At 70.1% G+C, this 14037-nt stretch carries 14 protein-coding genes; 11 read left to right on the top strand and 3 right to left on the bottom strand.

From position 1 onward, the window contains the following. Nucleotides 1–12: 12 nt before the first annotated feature. A complete protein-coding gene (locus HUT19_RS02960; protein WP_176178920.1) occupies nucleotides 13–1203 on the bottom strand; it encodes an MFS transporter in 1191 nt (396 codons plus the stop codon). 604 nt (nucleotides 1204–1807) lie between these two features. On the opposite strand from HUT19_RS02960, the gene HUT19_RS02955 reads away from it, so the two are divergent. The 3 genes from HUT19_RS02955 (at nucleotide 1808) to HUT19_RS02945 (ending at nucleotide 5577) form a co-directional block, all read left to right on the top strand. Then, complete coding sequence (locus HUT19_RS02955; protein WP_176178919.1) at nucleotides 1808–3313, top strand: AMP-binding protein; 1506 nt, start codon at nucleotides 1808–1810, stop codon at nucleotides 3311–3313. Continuing rightward, on the top strand, nucleotides 3306–4205 hold the full coding sequence (locus HUT19_RS02950) for an alpha/beta fold hydrolase (protein ID WP_176178918.1): 900 nt from the start codon (nucleotides 3306–3308) through the stop codon (nucleotides 4203–4205). The genes HUT19_RS02955 and HUT19_RS02950 overlap by 8 nt, the downstream gene beginning before the upstream one ends. A 145-nt stretch (nucleotides 4206–4350) precedes the next feature. Next, a complete protein-coding gene (locus tag HUT19_RS02945) occupies nucleotides 4351–5577 on the top strand; it encodes an SMP-30/gluconolactonase/LRE family protein (protein WP_176178917.1) in 1227 nt (408 codons plus the stop codon). 129 nt (nucleotides 5578–5706) lie between these two features. Here HUT19_RS02945 and HUT19_RS02940 read toward each other — a convergent pair whose 3' ends face one another. Beyond that, nucleotides 5707–6288: a PadR family transcriptional regulator gene (locus HUT19_RS02940; RefSeq protein WP_176178916.1), complete on the bottom strand. Its 582-nt coding sequence runs from the start codon at nucleotides 6286–6288 to the stop codon at nucleotides 5707–5709. Between the two features lie 121 nt (nucleotides 6289–6409). Between HUT19_RS02940 and HUT19_RS02935 the strand changes: the two genes are divergently transcribed. Further along, nucleotides 6410–6976, top strand: coding sequence for a hypothetical protein (locus HUT19_RS02935; protein ID WP_176178915.1), 567 nt, complete (start codon nucleotides 6410–6412; stop codon nucleotides 6974–6976). Between the two features lie 6 nt (nucleotides 6977–6982). Here the strand turns inward: HUT19_RS02935 and HUT19_RS02930 are convergent, their stop codons facing one another. Further along, nucleotides 6983–7150, bottom strand: a complete 168-nt coding sequence (locus tag HUT19_RS02930; protein ID WP_176178914.1) for a hypothetical protein — start codon at nucleotides 7148–7150, stop codon at nucleotides 6983–6985. A 143-nt stretch (nucleotides 7151–7293) separates the two neighbouring features. Here HUT19_RS02930 and HUT19_RS02925 point away from each other — a divergent pair, with 143 nt between their 5' ends. The 7 genes from HUT19_RS02925 to HUT19_RS02895 all read left to right on the top strand — a co-directional run bounded on the left by HUT19_RS02925 (nucleotide 7294) and on the right by HUT19_RS02895 (nucleotide 14032). Then, on the top strand, nucleotides 7294–7572 hold the full coding sequence (locus HUT19_RS02925; protein ID WP_176178913.1) for a hypothetical protein: 279 nt from the start codon (nucleotides 7294–7296) through the stop codon (nucleotides 7570–7572). A gap of 244 nt (nucleotides 7573–7816) precedes the next feature. Beyond that, complete coding sequence (locus HUT19_RS02920) at nucleotides 7817–8878, top strand: ABC transporter substrate-binding protein (RefSeq protein WP_176178912.1); 1062 nt, start codon at nucleotides 7817–7819, stop codon at nucleotides 8876–8878. 3 nt (nucleotides 8879–8881) lie between these two features. Further along, complete coding sequence (locus HUT19_RS02915) at nucleotides 8882–9706, top strand: ABC transporter ATP-binding protein (protein ID WP_176178911.1); 825 nt, start codon at nucleotides 8882–8884, stop codon at nucleotides 9704–9706. Then, nucleotides 9703–10659, top strand: coding sequence for an ABC transporter permease (locus tag HUT19_RS02910; RefSeq protein WP_217712238.1), 957 nt, complete (start codon nucleotides 9703–9705; stop codon nucleotides 10657–10659). The genes HUT19_RS02915 and HUT19_RS02910 overlap by 4 nt, the downstream gene beginning before the upstream one ends. Nucleotides 10660–10722: 63 nt before the next feature. Beyond that, a complete protein-coding gene (locus HUT19_RS02905; RefSeq protein ID WP_176178910.1) occupies nucleotides 10723–12075 on the top strand; it encodes an LLM class flavin-dependent oxidoreductase in 1353 nt (450 codons plus the stop codon). Next, a complete protein-coding gene (locus HUT19_RS02900; protein ID WP_176178909.1) occupies nucleotides 12072–13667 on the top strand; it encodes an FAD-dependent oxidoreductase in 1596 nt (531 codons plus the stop codon). The genes HUT19_RS02905 and HUT19_RS02900 overlap by 4 nt, the downstream gene beginning before the upstream one ends. Next, nucleotides 13664–14032, top strand: coding sequence for a ferredoxin family protein (locus tag HUT19_RS02895; protein WP_176178908.1), 369 nt, complete (start codon nucleotides 13664–13666; stop codon nucleotides 14030–14032). Before HUT19_RS02900 ends, HUT19_RS02895 begins: the two co-directional genes overlap by 4 nt. Nucleotides 14033–14037 lie beyond the last annotated feature (5 nt).

The raw sequence follows: 14037 nt of genomic DNA, 5'->3' as shown, positions 1-14037 counted from the left end.
GCGTGCGCCGGGTCAGCGGACGCTCTTGATCGGCAGGACGGCCACCGCGCCGATGACCGCGAGCGCGACACCGGCACCGAAGAGCGACCGGTAGCCGCCCAGCGCGCTGATCAGACCCGCGGCGACGACGGGGGCCACGGCCGTGGCCCCGTTGTTCGCGATGCTGAGGATGCCCATGTCCTTGCCGCTGTCCTCGGCGTTGGGCAGCACCAGTGTCATCAGGGCCTGGTCCACCGCCGCGTAGCAGCCGAAGCCCAGGCCGGCGATCGCATAGAAGGCGTACATCGCGGTGACGGTGGGCCAGATCAGCGGAAAGAGACCGGCGATGGCGATGGCCAGCGAGGAGATGAACACGAACACCTTGCGGCGGCCGAGTCGGTCGGACAGGGCACCGGCGGGGAGTGTGCCGATGATGACGCCCGCCACCAGCACCAGGTTCAGGGCGGGGCTGAGCTCCGCGGCGTCGTCCAGGGACATGCCCACGTAGTCCTGGAGGATGTACAGCTGGTAGGTGAGGATCGCGTTGAATCCGAGGACCATCGCCGTGCGGGCGACGAACGCCCAGGCGAAGTCCGGGTACCGGCGGGGGCTCACCCAGAAACCGCGGAGGAAGCGTCCCAGGTGGAAGGGGGGCCGCGGTTCACCCGCGCTGGAGCGGTCGCCGGACAGCAGCGTGAACAACCCGGCCGCGGCCACCAGACCCACCGCGATCACCATGTAGCCGAGCGGGATCCGGGACACGAACGCCGCGGCCACCAGCGTGCCCCCCACCGCGCCCGCGAACCCCGCCAGTCCCATCAGGGCGGAGACGAAGCCGCGCTTCTCCGGGGGAGTCCGGTCCGGCACCAGCGCGTTGACCGGCGCGATCAGCACATTGAGGAACATCTTCGTGAGTGCCCAGAACACCGCGATCCACATCAGTGCCCCCAGGGCGCCGAGCGCCAGCAGGGACACCGCGCTGCCCAGACCACCGGCGACCACCCAGGGCGTACGCCGTCCCCAGCGGCCGCGGGTGCGGTCCGACAGCGCACCGGCGAGGGGGTTGGCGAGGACGGTGACGGCCGCGCCGACCGCGGTCACCATGGCCAGCGCCCCGACCTTGCCATCGGGGGTGATCTCGGCGATCTGTTTCGGTATCAGGATCCCCAGCGCGCCCCCCAGGCAGATGTTGTACATGAGGGTGACGCTGACGACTGACGTCATGAGCGCGCCGTACCGGGCTTTCGGCGGTTTCCCCGTGTCCGGTGGGACGACCGTGACGTTCATGGAGCGACTCCCTGTCAGGGCGGTGGACTCAACGAGCCATGGGGGAGGACCACCACCACGCGGGTGTGCTCCCCAAGCGGCCGCGGAGGCGAGGAGGAAGAAGAAATGTCGAACGCTGAGACACAACGCGCCTCGTAGCCCGTGAGGGGGCGAGTGCGCGGGGGTGGGTGCGCCATGAGCGCATCCGCGGTGGGTGACGGCCTGCTCGGCAGGCCCCCGCTGCGCAAAGTGTTACCGGCCATGAACGTTTGTGTCCAGGTTGCGGAAACAGTGGCGGCGGTCACATCATGCCCCGGACCTTTCCGGCCCGGAGGCGGTGTCGCGGGGGCGGGGGCGCATGCGAGGGCACCAGTGGTTCTACGGATGCGGCCATGCCCGACCCCGGCCTTTGATGGCGTGCGGACTGGCAGTGCTGCCCGGGGTGACGGCAGCGCGGCCGGCCCGAGGGAACGTACGCGCCACTCTTCATTCCGCCTGCCCGTCCCGCACCGGAGGAGGACGTCCCGGCCGCCGTCCGGTCCAGCCGTGAGAAGGAAGACCGATGTCCACGACGCAACCGATCGGCCGCATCATCAGGGAACTGGCCAAGCGGGATCCGCAGCGCCCCGCCATCACCTGTGGCGCGCGGACCCTGACCCGGGAGGAGCTCGACCGCGGGAGCAACCGGCTCGCGCGCGCCTACGCGGAACTCGGGGTGCGACACGGTAACTTCGTCACCATCGCGCTGCCGAACTCCACCGAGTTCCACCTCGCCGCCGTCGCCGTCTGGAAGCTCGGTGCCGTGCCGCAGCCGGTCTCCTGGCGGCTGCCGGCCCGTGAGCGGCGGGAGATCGTGGAACTGGCGGGCTCCACGCTGGTGGTCGGGGATCTGGATCCCGCCGACCACCCCGGCGTCGCTCATGTTCCAGCTGGTTTCCGGCCTCCCACGGGCCTGGGTGACGGGCCGCTGCCCGAACGGATCTCCCCCTCCTGGAAGGCTCCGACCTCAGGCGGTAGCACCGGACGCCCCAAAGTCATCGTCGACGGCCACGACGGTGACATCGACCTGGCCCAAGCTCGCGCGATGCTGATGGAACCCGACGACTGCCAGCTGGTCGCGGGCCCGCTCCATCACAACGCGCCCTTCACCTTCTCCAGCCTGGGCCTGTTCCTGGGCCACCACCTGGTGGTGCTGCCCCGCTTCGACGCCACCGCGGCCATCGACGCGATCCGCACCCACGCCGTGTCGTGGATGGTGCTGGTGCCGACCATGATGCAGCGCATCTGGCGCACGGCGCAGGAGGAACCGGGACGCTTCGACGCCTCCTCGCTGAGGGTGGTGCTGCACTCCTCGGCGGCCTGTCCGCCATGGGTGAAGGAGGCGTGGATCGACCTGGTCGGTCCCGAGCGGCTGTGGGAGATGTACTCCGGTACGGAAGCCCAGGCGATCGCCGCACTCAACGGCACCGAATGGCTCGCGCACCGGGGCTCGGTGGGCCGTCCGATGAGCGGCGAGATGACCGTGCTGAACCCCGACGGCACACCGGCCCCGCCCGGGGTGATCGGCGAGATCTTCATGCGCGCGCCCGAGGGCGATCCCGGCTACCGGTACATCGGGGCCGAGGCCCGCAGCCACGGCGACTGGGAGTCCCTGGGCGACCTCGGCTGGATGGACGAGGACGGCTACCTCTACCTCAGCGACCGCCGCACCGACCTCATCGTCTCCGGTGGCGCCAACATCTACCCGGCACAGGTCGAGTCGGCTCTCAGCGAGCATCCCGCGGTGCTGACCAGTGTGGTCGTCGGACTTCCGGACGACGACCTCGGCCAGCGGGTCCACGCCGTCGTCCAGGCAGCCCCCGGCACCACCGTCGAGGCGCTTCTCGACCACCTGGCCGACCGGCTGGACCGCTACAAGATCCCCCGCTCCATCGAGCTCACCGACGAGCCGCTGCGCGACGACGCGGGCAAGACCCGCCGTGGAGCGATCCGCGACGCCGCCATCGAGTCCCTGCGAGGGACAGAACGCGTTTCCGGACGGGACATGAAGGGACCGTCACATGCCTGAGAAGATCGTCCTTGCCGGTGAACTCCAGCTGTGGACCGAGGACTTCGGCGATCCCGCCGACCCGGATGTGCTGCTGATCGTCGGAGCGGACGCCCAGGCCGTGGGGTGGCCCGACAGCCTGTGCCACGGCCTGGCGGCGAGTGGGCGGCACGTCATCCGCTACGACCAGCGCAACACCGGCAAGTCCACCCTGATCGACTACGACAAGAACCCCTACGACTGCCATGACCTGGCCCGCGACGCCGTGGCGGTCCTGGACGGCTACGGCGTCGACGCCGCGCACATCGTCGGCGGGTCCATGGGCGGACTCGTCGCCCAGCTCCTCGGGCTCGACCACCCGGGCCGCGTACGCTCACTGACGCTGTGTTCGACCAGTTCTCGCCTGGCGGGCGTGGTGCCCACCCTCAGAGGCGAGGCGTCGTTCTTCTCTCCGCCCCCGCACGCCGACTACCTGGCACACGTGGCGCAGATGGCGGCCGAGCTGGCCGCCAGCCCGCCCGCCACCCGGGAGGAGTTCATCGAGGCCCGCTTCAGCGCTTACGCGCCGCTGGCTGGAAGCACGGAGTACGACATGGAGGGGTGCCGGGCAGTCCTCACCCACGAGTACGACCGCGCGACCAACCCCTGGCACCCGGACGCCAGCCAGCTCGCCATCGACGCCATCGCATCCGTCGGCGACCTCGCGCCCAGGCTGCGCGCGCTGGACGTGCCCACCCTGGTCATCCACGGCACGGATGACCCGATCATCCCCGTCGAGCACGGGCGGGCCCTGGCCGAGACCGTTCCCGGAGCCAGAGGGCTGTTCATCGAGGGCTACGGCCACGTCTGTCCCAACGCCGCGGTCATCGAACATCTCCGCGCGGCCATCGTCGGCATCACCGGCGGGCCCTGAACCACTCGGCCACTCACCCATCTACCCGCCACCGCCCCGCGCCTGCCGTTGGGGTGGATGCCGGGCGGGCCGGTGGCGTGGTGCGGACGAGGGCGGGCCATGGGTTCCTAGGGTCGGGCGTCCGTCCAGAACAGATGGGTGTGTCATGATCCGTTTTTCCACACGACAGCGACTGACCGCGCTGTCAGGAATTCTGACGCTGTGTACGGCTGGCATCGCACCGGCAACCACGGCCACGGCCGCGCCTCCCGACCGCGCGCGGCGCACCGTGCCCCTGTACGTCTCGGAGTACACCGACAACACGGTGCTGAAGGTCGCCACCGACGGCAGCGGCCAGACCACAGTCCCGACCACCGGGCTCACCCGCCCGACCGGTCTCGCGCTCGACGCCGCCAACAACCTCTTCGTCTCCGACACGGGAAACAACCGTGTGGTGGAGGTCCCGGCCAACGGCGGCGGTCAGACCACCGTCCCCACCACCGGCCTCAACCGCCCGATCGGACTGGGCCTCAACCGCGACGGCGACCTCTTCATCTCGGACAGTTTCAATGACCGGGTGGTGCGGGTCCCTCCGAACGGCGGTGGTCAGACCACCGTTCCGACCACTGGTCTGCTCCACCCGGACGGCCTGGCCCTCGATGCCGACGGCGATCTGTTCATCGCCGACTTCATCAACGACCGCGTCGTGAAGGTGCCCGCCGACGGCGGTCCGCAGACCACCGTCCCCCTCATTGGCCTCTCCCAGCCCACCGGGCTGGCGTTCGACCGGGCCGGGAACCTGTATGTGTCCGACTCGGGCAACAACCGGGTGATCAAACTGCCCGCCCGCGGCGGCTCTCAGTGGACCGTCCCGACGACCGGGCTGAACAGCCCGCAGGGGCTGGCCCTCGACGCGCAGGGCGACCTGTTCATCGCCGACTTCGGCAACGACCGGGTGGTGGAGGTCCCCGCGCGCGGTGGCACCCAGACCACCGTCCCCATCGCCGGGCTGCACACTCCCGTCGGACTGGCCATTCCGACCGCAACCCACCACGAGTCCACCCGTCTCACAGCGTCCCCGGCCACCGTGCAACGGCACCTGACACCTCCGTATCTGAAGGTCAAGGGGCTGTCCGCCACCCTGACCAACGCCCAGGGCACCCCGCTGCGCGGTCAGACCATCCGGTTCACCGACGCGTCCGGTACCCGGAAGCTGTGCACAGCGGTGACCGGCGCCCAGGGCAGGGCCGAGTGCGATGCCACCCTCCACAGCGGCAACCGCGCTCGCTACGACGAACTACGCCGCCACGGCTACCGCGCCACCTACGCCGGCATCACCCCGTACAAGCCCAGCACCGACACCGCCCCCGTACGCTCCGCGCACCGGCACTGAGCGCCCGCGGCGACCTGGGCACGCCACGCCGAACGGCGGCGTGCCCAGGTGGGTCCGCTCCACACCGGGGTCCGGCGCGGCCGGATGAGACGCTCAGTGCGGGCTGGGGAGCACACCGGGCTCCTTCGTCTAGGGCGCCGGTGCCTCGGGGCCGGGCGGCGGGGCAGCCACGGTCGGGGCATCCGCGCTCTCGTCGAGGGCGCCGACGCGCTCGGCGGCCCAGCGGGCCCACTCCTCCTGCATGACGGACTGCCGGACGCCGTACTCCAGGACGATCCGGCCGTAGACCGACAGCGGGCCCTCGTCCCAGTCGATGGACTTCTCCAGCTCCTTCAGGGCGGTGCGGCGCGTGGCGGCGCGGGCGGCCTCGGCCTCGAGGTGGGTGACCGCCTCCAACCGGGTGAGCCGACCGAGGAAGAACACGCGCAGCAGCATGTCGCTGCGGCGGGTGGTGGTGGGTGGGGTGCCGGTCAGCCAGTGCCGCAGCTCGGCCTTGCCGTCCTCGGTGATGGCGTACTCCTTGCGGCCGCGCGGACCCTCGGCCGTGACCGCCACCAGGCCCCCGTCGGACAGCTTGCCCAGCTCCCCGTAGACCTGGCTCTGGGTGGCCGCCCACACGTTCGCCAACGAGGTCTCGAACAGCTTCATCAGGTCATAGCCGCTGGCCGGGTGGTCGGCCAGCAGCCCCAGTACGGCATGGCGAAGGCTCATGACCTCCACTTTACCTTCCAATATTGACACGTCAACGTTGGACCTTCTATTTTTGACATGTCGGAGTGAGAATGTCGCCGCAAGGGGACGAGAGGGCCGGAACGCCCACAAAGGAGCGGACATGAACTACCTGCGCGGCTTCATCCCGTGGATCGCCTTCGCGGTGGTCTCCTCACTGGGCTGGCAGTGGGGCGCGCTGGCGGGCCTGGTGATCGGGGCCGGGCTGCTGGTGCAGCAGCGGAAGTCGGGTGTGGACGCGGACGCCCTGGTGCTGGAGGGCAGCACGGTGGTCTTCTTCGCGGGTCTCACCGCGCTCTCCTTCGCCCGCCCGCACAGCGCCCTTGAGTCCTACGGCGGCGCGCTGGCGCTGGGCTGGCTGGCCGTCACCGCCTGGGTGACGGTCGCCGTGCGGCGGCCCTTCACCACCGGCATAGCCCGCCGCCAGGCGCCGCGCGAGGTGTGGGGCACCCCGCTGTTCCGCCGGATCAATGTGGTGATCACCGCCGTCTGGGCCACCGCCTTCACCCTCTCCGCCGCCGCCCTGGCCGCGGTCCACGCCGCGGATCTGGGTGATACGGCCTCGACGGCGGTCCAGGTGGCCGGGTTCGTGCTGCCCGCCATGTTCACCGCCCGCTACCCCGAGCGCGCCCGAGCCCGCGCCCTCGAGCAGACCGCACCGCGGGTCTGAACGTCGCTACGTGTGGCTGCCGGACGTCGTCCGGCAGCTCGCCGTGCCTTTGCGGCGCTGGAGTGCTGTGAGGGTGCGGTACTCGACGCGTGCGGCCTGGTGCCAGTCGTTCTCCGACCGGCCGTGCACCAGCCCGGCGAGGCTGCGTCCGTCCACGGTCGACGGTGGCTTCACCCCCGCGAGAGGGCCCGGACGTACCGTTCCTGTCGGCTGGCTGATACTCATTCAGGCACTTTTCCATGAACCCGGTCTGACAGCCCGCGCGTTGCAGCACGGGTCCGCTCGTCCCGGAGCGTCGACCTGGAGCACGCCCGCACTTGCTGGACGCCCGTCACCTGCTGGAGGTGACCGACCTCGACATCGCTCTCTCCGCCCCCGCCTACCGGAAGTCCTTGCGAGGCGGCCCGAAGAGGGTGATGCGAAACCGGCCCGCCGAGGGTAAGGAATCCGCCATGCGAGACGGCATCCGGAAGTCGTTGACGAGGGACTCCGCCACTGCCATCCTGCTTGACGTGAGCCAATCCGAGAATTTCGCCGTGCGTCTGCACGTCGATCTGCGACGCCAGGCCAGCGCCATCTGTGCCGCCGGCCGCTGAGTCGTTCGCGCTCGACTCCCTCACTTTTCTTCCCGCTCGGCATCTGACGGTATCCGCTGCCCTCTGGGCACGGTGAGTCCTGCCTTCCCGGTCCGCTCCCCCCACCTTCCTCGGCCTTTCCTGCACGACATGACGAGGAATGGCTTCATGGTGCTGCCAGGACTCATGCGCGTGCGGTTTTTCGGATAGCGCCGTGCGGCTATTCGGCCTGCCTTTCACATCCCCCTTCGCAAGGACCCCTTTCATGCGCACAGCTACTTCCAGGCGACAATTCATGACCCTGCTCGGTGTCTCGGCCGCGGCGGTGAGCTGCGGTACGGCCACGGGCAACGCCTCCGGGAAGCAGACCAAGAAACTCCGGTACCAGGGATGGTCGGGCCAGGTCACCCTGCCAGAGCTCGCCGAGGACCTGGGGTATCTGGGCGATGTGCAGCTGGACTGGGTCGGCAACACCATCAGCGGTCCCCAGGACATCCAGTCCGCGGCCACCGGACAGGTCGACTTCGGCGGAGCCTTCAACGGCGCGGTGGTCAAACTGGCCGCGAACGGTGCCCCGATCACCTCCGTCATCGCTTACTACGGATCCGACAAGGCCGCGTACAACGGCTTTTACGTGCTGGAGGACAGTCCGATCCGATCGGCTCGCGACCTCATCGGGAAGAAGGTCGGGATGAACACCCTCGGCGCCCACTCCGAGGCGATGCTCGATATCTATCTCCAGCGTCATGGACTGTCCCAAGGGGAGATCGGCAAGGTACAGCCGCTGGTGGTGCCGCCGGTCAATACCGAACAGTCGCTGCGGCAACGCCAGATCCAGGTGGGTGTGCTGGGCGACATCCTGCGGGAGAAGGCCCTGGCCAAGGGCGGGATCCGGCCGCTGTTCACCGACGTCCAGCTGCTCGGGAATTTCAGCGCCGGAACGTATGTCATGACCGATCGCTTTCTGCGGCAGAACCCGGACACGGTCAAGACCTTTGTCACCGGCGTGGCCCGGGCCATCGAGTGGGCCCGCAGAACACCGCGCGAGGAAGTGATCGCGCGGATGACCGAGGTGGTGAGGAAGCGCAAGCGCAAGGAGGACGCCACGCCCCTGAAGTACTGGAAGTCCTTCGGGGTCGCCGAGACCGGCGGCCGGATCGCCGACAAGCAACTCCAGTTGTGGATCGACTGGCTGGAGGAGCGCGGTGACATCAAGCCGGGGAAGGTCAAGGCGTCCGACCTCTACACCAACAAGTACAACCACTATCGCCCGGCGAGCGCCTCGTCCAGCTCCCCGGCTCCCTCCGCGACGAAGACCCGGAGCTGATCCATGACCGTCAAAATCGCTTTTGAGCAGGTCCGCAAGGCGTTCCCGGTGCAGGGTTCGGCAGGCCGCCGCCAGGGCACCGAGTTCACCGCCCTGGACGGAATCGACCTGGAGATCTCGGCGGGTGAGTTCGTGGTGGTCGTCGGACCCAGCGGCTGCGGCAAGTCCACCCTGCTGGACCTGCTCGGCGGCCTCACCCAGCCCACGTGCGGGCGGATCCTCCTGGACGGAGAGCCGGTCACCGGTCCCGGTCTCGACCGCGGCATCGTCTTCCAGCAGTACGCCCTGCTGCCCTGGCGCACGGCCCTGGGCAATGTCGAGTTCGGCCTCGAGGCCACCGGAGTGCCGCGGCGCCGGCGCGCCGAACGCGCCCGGGAATACCTGGACCTGGTGGGTCTGACCGGATTCGAGGACCGCCACCCGCACGAACTCTCCGGCGGAATGCGCCAGCGCGTGGCGATCGCGCGCAGCCTCGCCTACGACCCCGATGTGCTGCTCATGGACGAGCCGTTCGCCGCCCTGGACGCGCAGACACGCGAGCTGTTGCAGAACGAGCTGCTGCGGATCTGGGAACGGACCGGCAAGACGGTGGTCTTCATCACCCATGGCATCGAGGAAGCGGTCTACCTCGGGCAGCGGGTGGCCGTCCTCACCTCCCGGCCGGGGACCGTCAAAGAGGTCGTACCGATCGCGCTCGACGCCCGCACCACGGCGGACGACGTGCGCTCCAGCCCGGAGTTCGCGCGCTACCGACACGAGATCTGGAGCCTGCTGCACGACGAAGTGGCCCGAGCCCAGCAGTTGGAGAAGGAGAGTGTTCCCGCATGAGCCCCGCCACCGGGACAACGACCGCGACCAAGGACCCCACCACCCCCGTGACGGAGCCCGCCCCGGCTTCCGGGACCACTGCCGGGCCACACACACCGGATCCCGCGGGCACAGCGACATCGGAGCCGGATAAACGGCAACCACCCGCACCCCTGACGGCCAGGGCCCGCGCCGTCGCCCGCCGACTGCCCGGCCTGCTGCTGCGCGGCCTCACCAAGGTGGCCGCGGTCGCCGCCCTGCTGGCCGTATGGGAGATCGCGCCCCGCGTCGGTCTGGTGGACGGCACCTTCCTGCCGCCCTTCAGCGAGGTCGCCCGCGCCTGGTGGGAGTTGCTGGCCGACGGGGATCTCACCGACAACGCCAAGGCCAGCCTGTCGCGTTCGTTCACCGGATTCGGTCTGGCCGTCGCCATCAGCGTCCCGCTGGGGCTGCTGATCGGCCGGTATCGGCTGATCGCCGATCTGCTGGGACCGCTGCTCGAACTGTTCCGCAACACCGCCGCCCTCGCGCTGCTCCCGGTGTTCGTCCTGCTGCTGGGCATCGGCGAGACATCGAAGATCTCCATCGTGCTCTACGCCTGCACCTGGCCGATCCTCCTCAACACCATCAGCGCCGTACGCCAGGTGGATCCCACACTGATCAAATTGGCGAAGTCCATGGATCTGTCCGCGCCCCGGCTGTTCCAGAAGGTGATCCTGCCCGCCTCCATACCGCAGATCTTCACGGGCATACGGCTGGCCGGAGCCTATTCCATCCTGGTGCTGGTGGCCGCGGAGATGGTCGGCGCCAAGGAAGGGCTCGGCTATCTGATCAACACCTCGCAGTACAACTTCGCGATCCCGCAGATGTACGCCGGGATCCTCACCATCTCCGTCATCGGCGTCGTCTTCAACCAGTTGCTCGTGACCGTGGAACGCAGGCTCAGCTCCTGGCGCGTCCCCGCACAGACCTGACCCGCGCCCCGCAACCGCGGACGTATGGCATCACCTGACATGACGTCAGCAGAAAGGTCCCCCATGGCCAGCAGACGACGCCCGTTCCATCTCAACGCCTTCCTGATGAACGCGGGCCACCACGACGCCGCGTGGCGGCACCCCCGTACACAGCCCGAGCGCATCACCGACCTGAGCTACTTCCAGGAGCTCGCACGGACCGCCGAGCGCGGCAAGCTCGACTCGCTCTTCCTCGCCGACGGTCTCACCTTGTGGGGAAACGCCCGCCACAACGCGGTGGGCGGCTTCGAACCGCTCACCCTGCTGTCCGCGCTCGCGGTCACCACCGAGCACATCGGGCTGATCGCAACCGTCTCCACCACCTTCGACGAACCCTTCCACGTAGCCCGCCGGTTCGCCTCGCTCGACCACCTCAGCGGTGGCCGGGCCGGGTGGAACATCGTGACCTCCGGCAATGTCGCCGAGGCCCGGAACTTCGGACGCGAGGAACACCTCGAACACCGGCTGCGCTACGAGCGCGCCGCCGAATTCCTCGATGTGGCCACCCGGCTGTGGGACAGCTGGGAAGACGACGCGGTGGTGCTCGACCGGGAGCGCGGCGTCTACGCGGACGGCGACAAGGTACGCGCCATCGGCCACCGCGGAGCCCACTTCCGGGTGGACGGCCCGCTCAATGTGCGGCGCTCGCCGCAGGGCCACCCGCTGCTCGTCCAGGCCGGATCCTCGGAGGACGGCAAGGAGTTCGCCGCCCGGTACGCGGAGGCGGTCTTCACCGCCCAGCAGACCCTGGCCGACGCGCAGACCTTCGCCAAGGACCTGACCTCCCGGCTGGCACGACACGGCCGCACCCGGGACCAGCTGAAGATCCTCCCCGGCATCTGCCCCGTCATCGGCTCGACCGAGGCCGAGGCCCGCGCGCTCGAGGAGGAACTGACCGCGCTCCAGGTGCCCGAGTACGGGTTGCAGCAGCTCTCCGGAATGCTGGGCACCGACCTGACCGGCCTCCCGCTGGACGGCCCGCTGCCCGAGCTCCCGGAAGAGCGGGACATCAACGGCAACAAGAGCCGTTTCACCCTCGTCGCCGAACTCGCCCGCCGCGACGGCCTCACCCTGCGCGAGCTGATCGCCCGGCTCGGCGGTGGCCGAGGCCACCGCGTCTTCGCCGGAACCCCGGAACAGATCGCCGACGAGCTCGAGGAGTGGTTCACCGAAGGCGCCGCCGACGGATTCAACATCATGCCGCCCCATCTGCCGGGTGGTCTCGAGGACTTCGTGGACCACGTCGTCCCGGTCCTCCAGCGGCGCGGTCTGTTCCGTACCGAGTACACCGGCGGCACCCTGCGTGACCACTACGGCCTGTCCCGGCCCGCCGTGGCACCGGTGGCCGCCGCCGGAAGGGAGAGGGGCATCGCGTGACCACGCTCGAGCTGACCACCGACGTCCTCGTCGTCGGCGGCGGCCCGGCCGCCACCTGGGCAGCCCTCAAAGCGGCCCGGGCGGGCGCCGCCGTCGTCCTCGCCGACAAGGGATACTGCGGTACCAGTGGCGCCACCGCCTCCGCGGGCACCGGCGTGTGGTACGTGCCGCCGGAGCCCGCCGCTCGCGAGGCGGCCATGGCGAGCAGGGAGGCACTCGGCGGCTACCTCGCCGACCGCCGCTGGATGGCACGTGTCCTGGACCAGACGTACGAGGGCGTCAACGAGCTTGCCGACGAGGCCCGTTACCCCTTTCCGACGGGGCCGGACGGACAGCCGCTCAGAAACGGTCTGCACGGTCCCGAGTACATGCGGCGAATGCGTGTCCGTGTGAAACGCGCCGGGGTGCGCGTCCTGGACCACAGCCCGGTGTACGAACTGCTCACCGACACCTCGGGTGCGGTGGCGGGCGCCGGCGGGTACCGCCGCCAGACCCGGGAGCCGTACCGGGTACGCGCGGGTGCGGTGGTCCTGGCCACCGGCGGCTGCGCGTTCCTCAGTGGCGCCCTCGGCTGCAACGTCAACACCGGCGACGGCGCCCTGTTCGCCGCCGAGGCCGGAGCCGACCTGTCCGGCATGGAGTTCTCCAACGCGTACGGCATCGCACCCGAGCACACCTCGGTCACCAAGTCCGCCTTCTACTCCTTCGCCACCTTCTTCCACGAGGACGGCACGGTGCTGGAGGGCGCGGCCAGCCAGGGCGGCCGCTCGGTCATCGCCCGGGCGCTGCTCCAGGAGAAGGTGTACTGCCGCCTCGACCGCGCCGACGCGGACGCCCAGGCGGCCATGCGCCTCACCCAGCCCAACTTCTTCCTCACCTTCGACCGGCTGGGCATCGACCCCTTCACCCAGCGCTTCCCCATCACACTGATCGCCGAGGGCACCGTGCGCGGCACCGGCGGAATCCGCATCACCGGAGACGACTGCGCCACCACCGTGCCCGGACTCTACGCGGCGGGCGACGCCGCCACCCGCGAGCTGATCTGCGGCGGCTTCACCGGCGGCGGCAGCCACAACGCGGCCTGGGCCATCTCCTCCGGCAGCTGGGCGGGCCAGGCGGCGGCACGTCACGCGCGCTCGCTCTCCGGCGGCGCCCGCGCCCGGCGTACCGCACCGGTGGGCGGCGCGGGACTGCGTCCCACCGGAACACCGGGCCCCGCCGACGGCTTCCGCGAGGCCGTCGCCGCCGTCCAGGGCGAGGTCCTGCCGTACGAGAAGAACTATCTGCGCCACGGAGACGGGCTGAGGGCCTCCCTGCGGACGCTGGACGACATCTGGCAGCGGCTGCGCGCGACCCTGCACGCCGAGGACGGGGACGTCGTACGGGCCCGGCAGGCCGCGGCGATGGCGGCGCACGCCCGCTGGATGTACACCGCGGCGCTCACCCGCACCGAGACCCGGGGCATGGCCAAGCGGCTCGACTTCCCCGCCCGGGACCCGGGTCTGCACCACCGCATCGTGACGGGCGGTCTCGACCGCGTATGGACCCGTCCTGAGCCCCTGACGACCACACCGCTGGAGGTGGCCTCGTGATCGAACTGGTCTCGGCAGAGCGCTGTATCGCCTGTGACAAGTGCGTCGCGGTGTGCCCGACGAACGTCTTCGACCGGGGCCCGGACGGCATCCCCCTGCTCAGCCGGCAGGAGGACTGCCAGACCTGCTTCCAGTGCGAGGCGAACTGCCCCGTGGACGCGCTGTTCGTCGCCCCCGTCACCCACCCGTTGCCCGACGACCAAGCGGTGCGCGACGAGGGCCATCTGCGCCGCACCGGTCTGCTCGGCAGCTACCGCCGCCACATCGGCTGGGGCCGCGGCCGGACCCCCGCGCCCCTGCGGGCCGTCGGTCCGCCGCTCCCCGCGCCGGGTGCCGCCCGCCCCTCACCGCCCATCACCTCCTGAACCTC

The sequence above is a fragment of the Streptomyces sp. NA02950 genome (assembly GCF_013364155.1).
Taxonomy (GTDB): Bacteria; Actinomycetota; Actinomycetes; order Streptomycetales; family Streptomycetaceae; genus Streptomyces.
Note: the sequence above shows the minus strand (reverse complement) of the source record. Positions and strands in the feature narration are given on the sequence as shown.

What these genes read in the sequence shown, in the direction of transcription:
- HUT19_RS02960 (WP_176178920.1), bottom strand. Translation starts at nt 1,203, where the DNA reads ATGACGTCAGTCGTCAGCGTCACCCTCATGTACAACATCTGCCTGGGG.
- HUT19_RS02955 (WP_176178919.1), top strand. Translation starts at nt 1,808, where the DNA reads ATGTCCACGACGCAACCGATCGGCCGCATCATCAGGGAACTGGCCAAG.
- HUT19_RS02950 (WP_176178918.1), top strand. Translation starts at nt 3,306, where the DNA reads ATGCCTGAGAAGATCGTCCTTGCCGGTGAACTCCAGCTGTGGACCGAG.
- HUT19_RS02945 (WP_176178917.1), top strand. Translation starts at nt 4,351, where the DNA reads ATGATCCGTTTTTCCACACGACAGCGACTGACCGCGCTGTCAGGAATT.
- HUT19_RS02940 (WP_176178916.1), bottom strand. Translation starts at nt 6,288, where the DNA reads ATGAGCCTTCGCCATGCCGTACTGGGGCTGCTGGCCGACCACCCGGCC.
- HUT19_RS02935 (WP_176178915.1), top strand. Translation starts at nt 6,410, where the DNA reads ATGAACTACCTGCGCGGCTTCATCCCGTGGATCGCCTTCGCGGTGGTC.
- HUT19_RS02920 (WP_176178912.1), top strand. Translation starts at nt 7,817, where the DNA reads ATGCGCACAGCTACTTCCAGGCGACAATTCATGACCCTGCTCGGTGTC.
- HUT19_RS02915 (WP_176178911.1), top strand. Translation starts at nt 8,882, where the DNA reads ATGACCGTCAAAATCGCTTTTGAGCAGGTCCGCAAGGCGTTCCCGGTG.
- HUT19_RS02910 (WP_217712238.1), top strand. Translation starts at nt 9,703, where the DNA reads ATGAGCCCCGCCACCGGGACAACGACCGCGACCAAGGACCCCACCACC.
- HUT19_RS02905 (WP_176178910.1), top strand. Translation starts at nt 10,723, where the DNA reads ATGGCCAGCAGACGACGCCCGTTCCATCTCAACGCCTTCCTGATGAAC.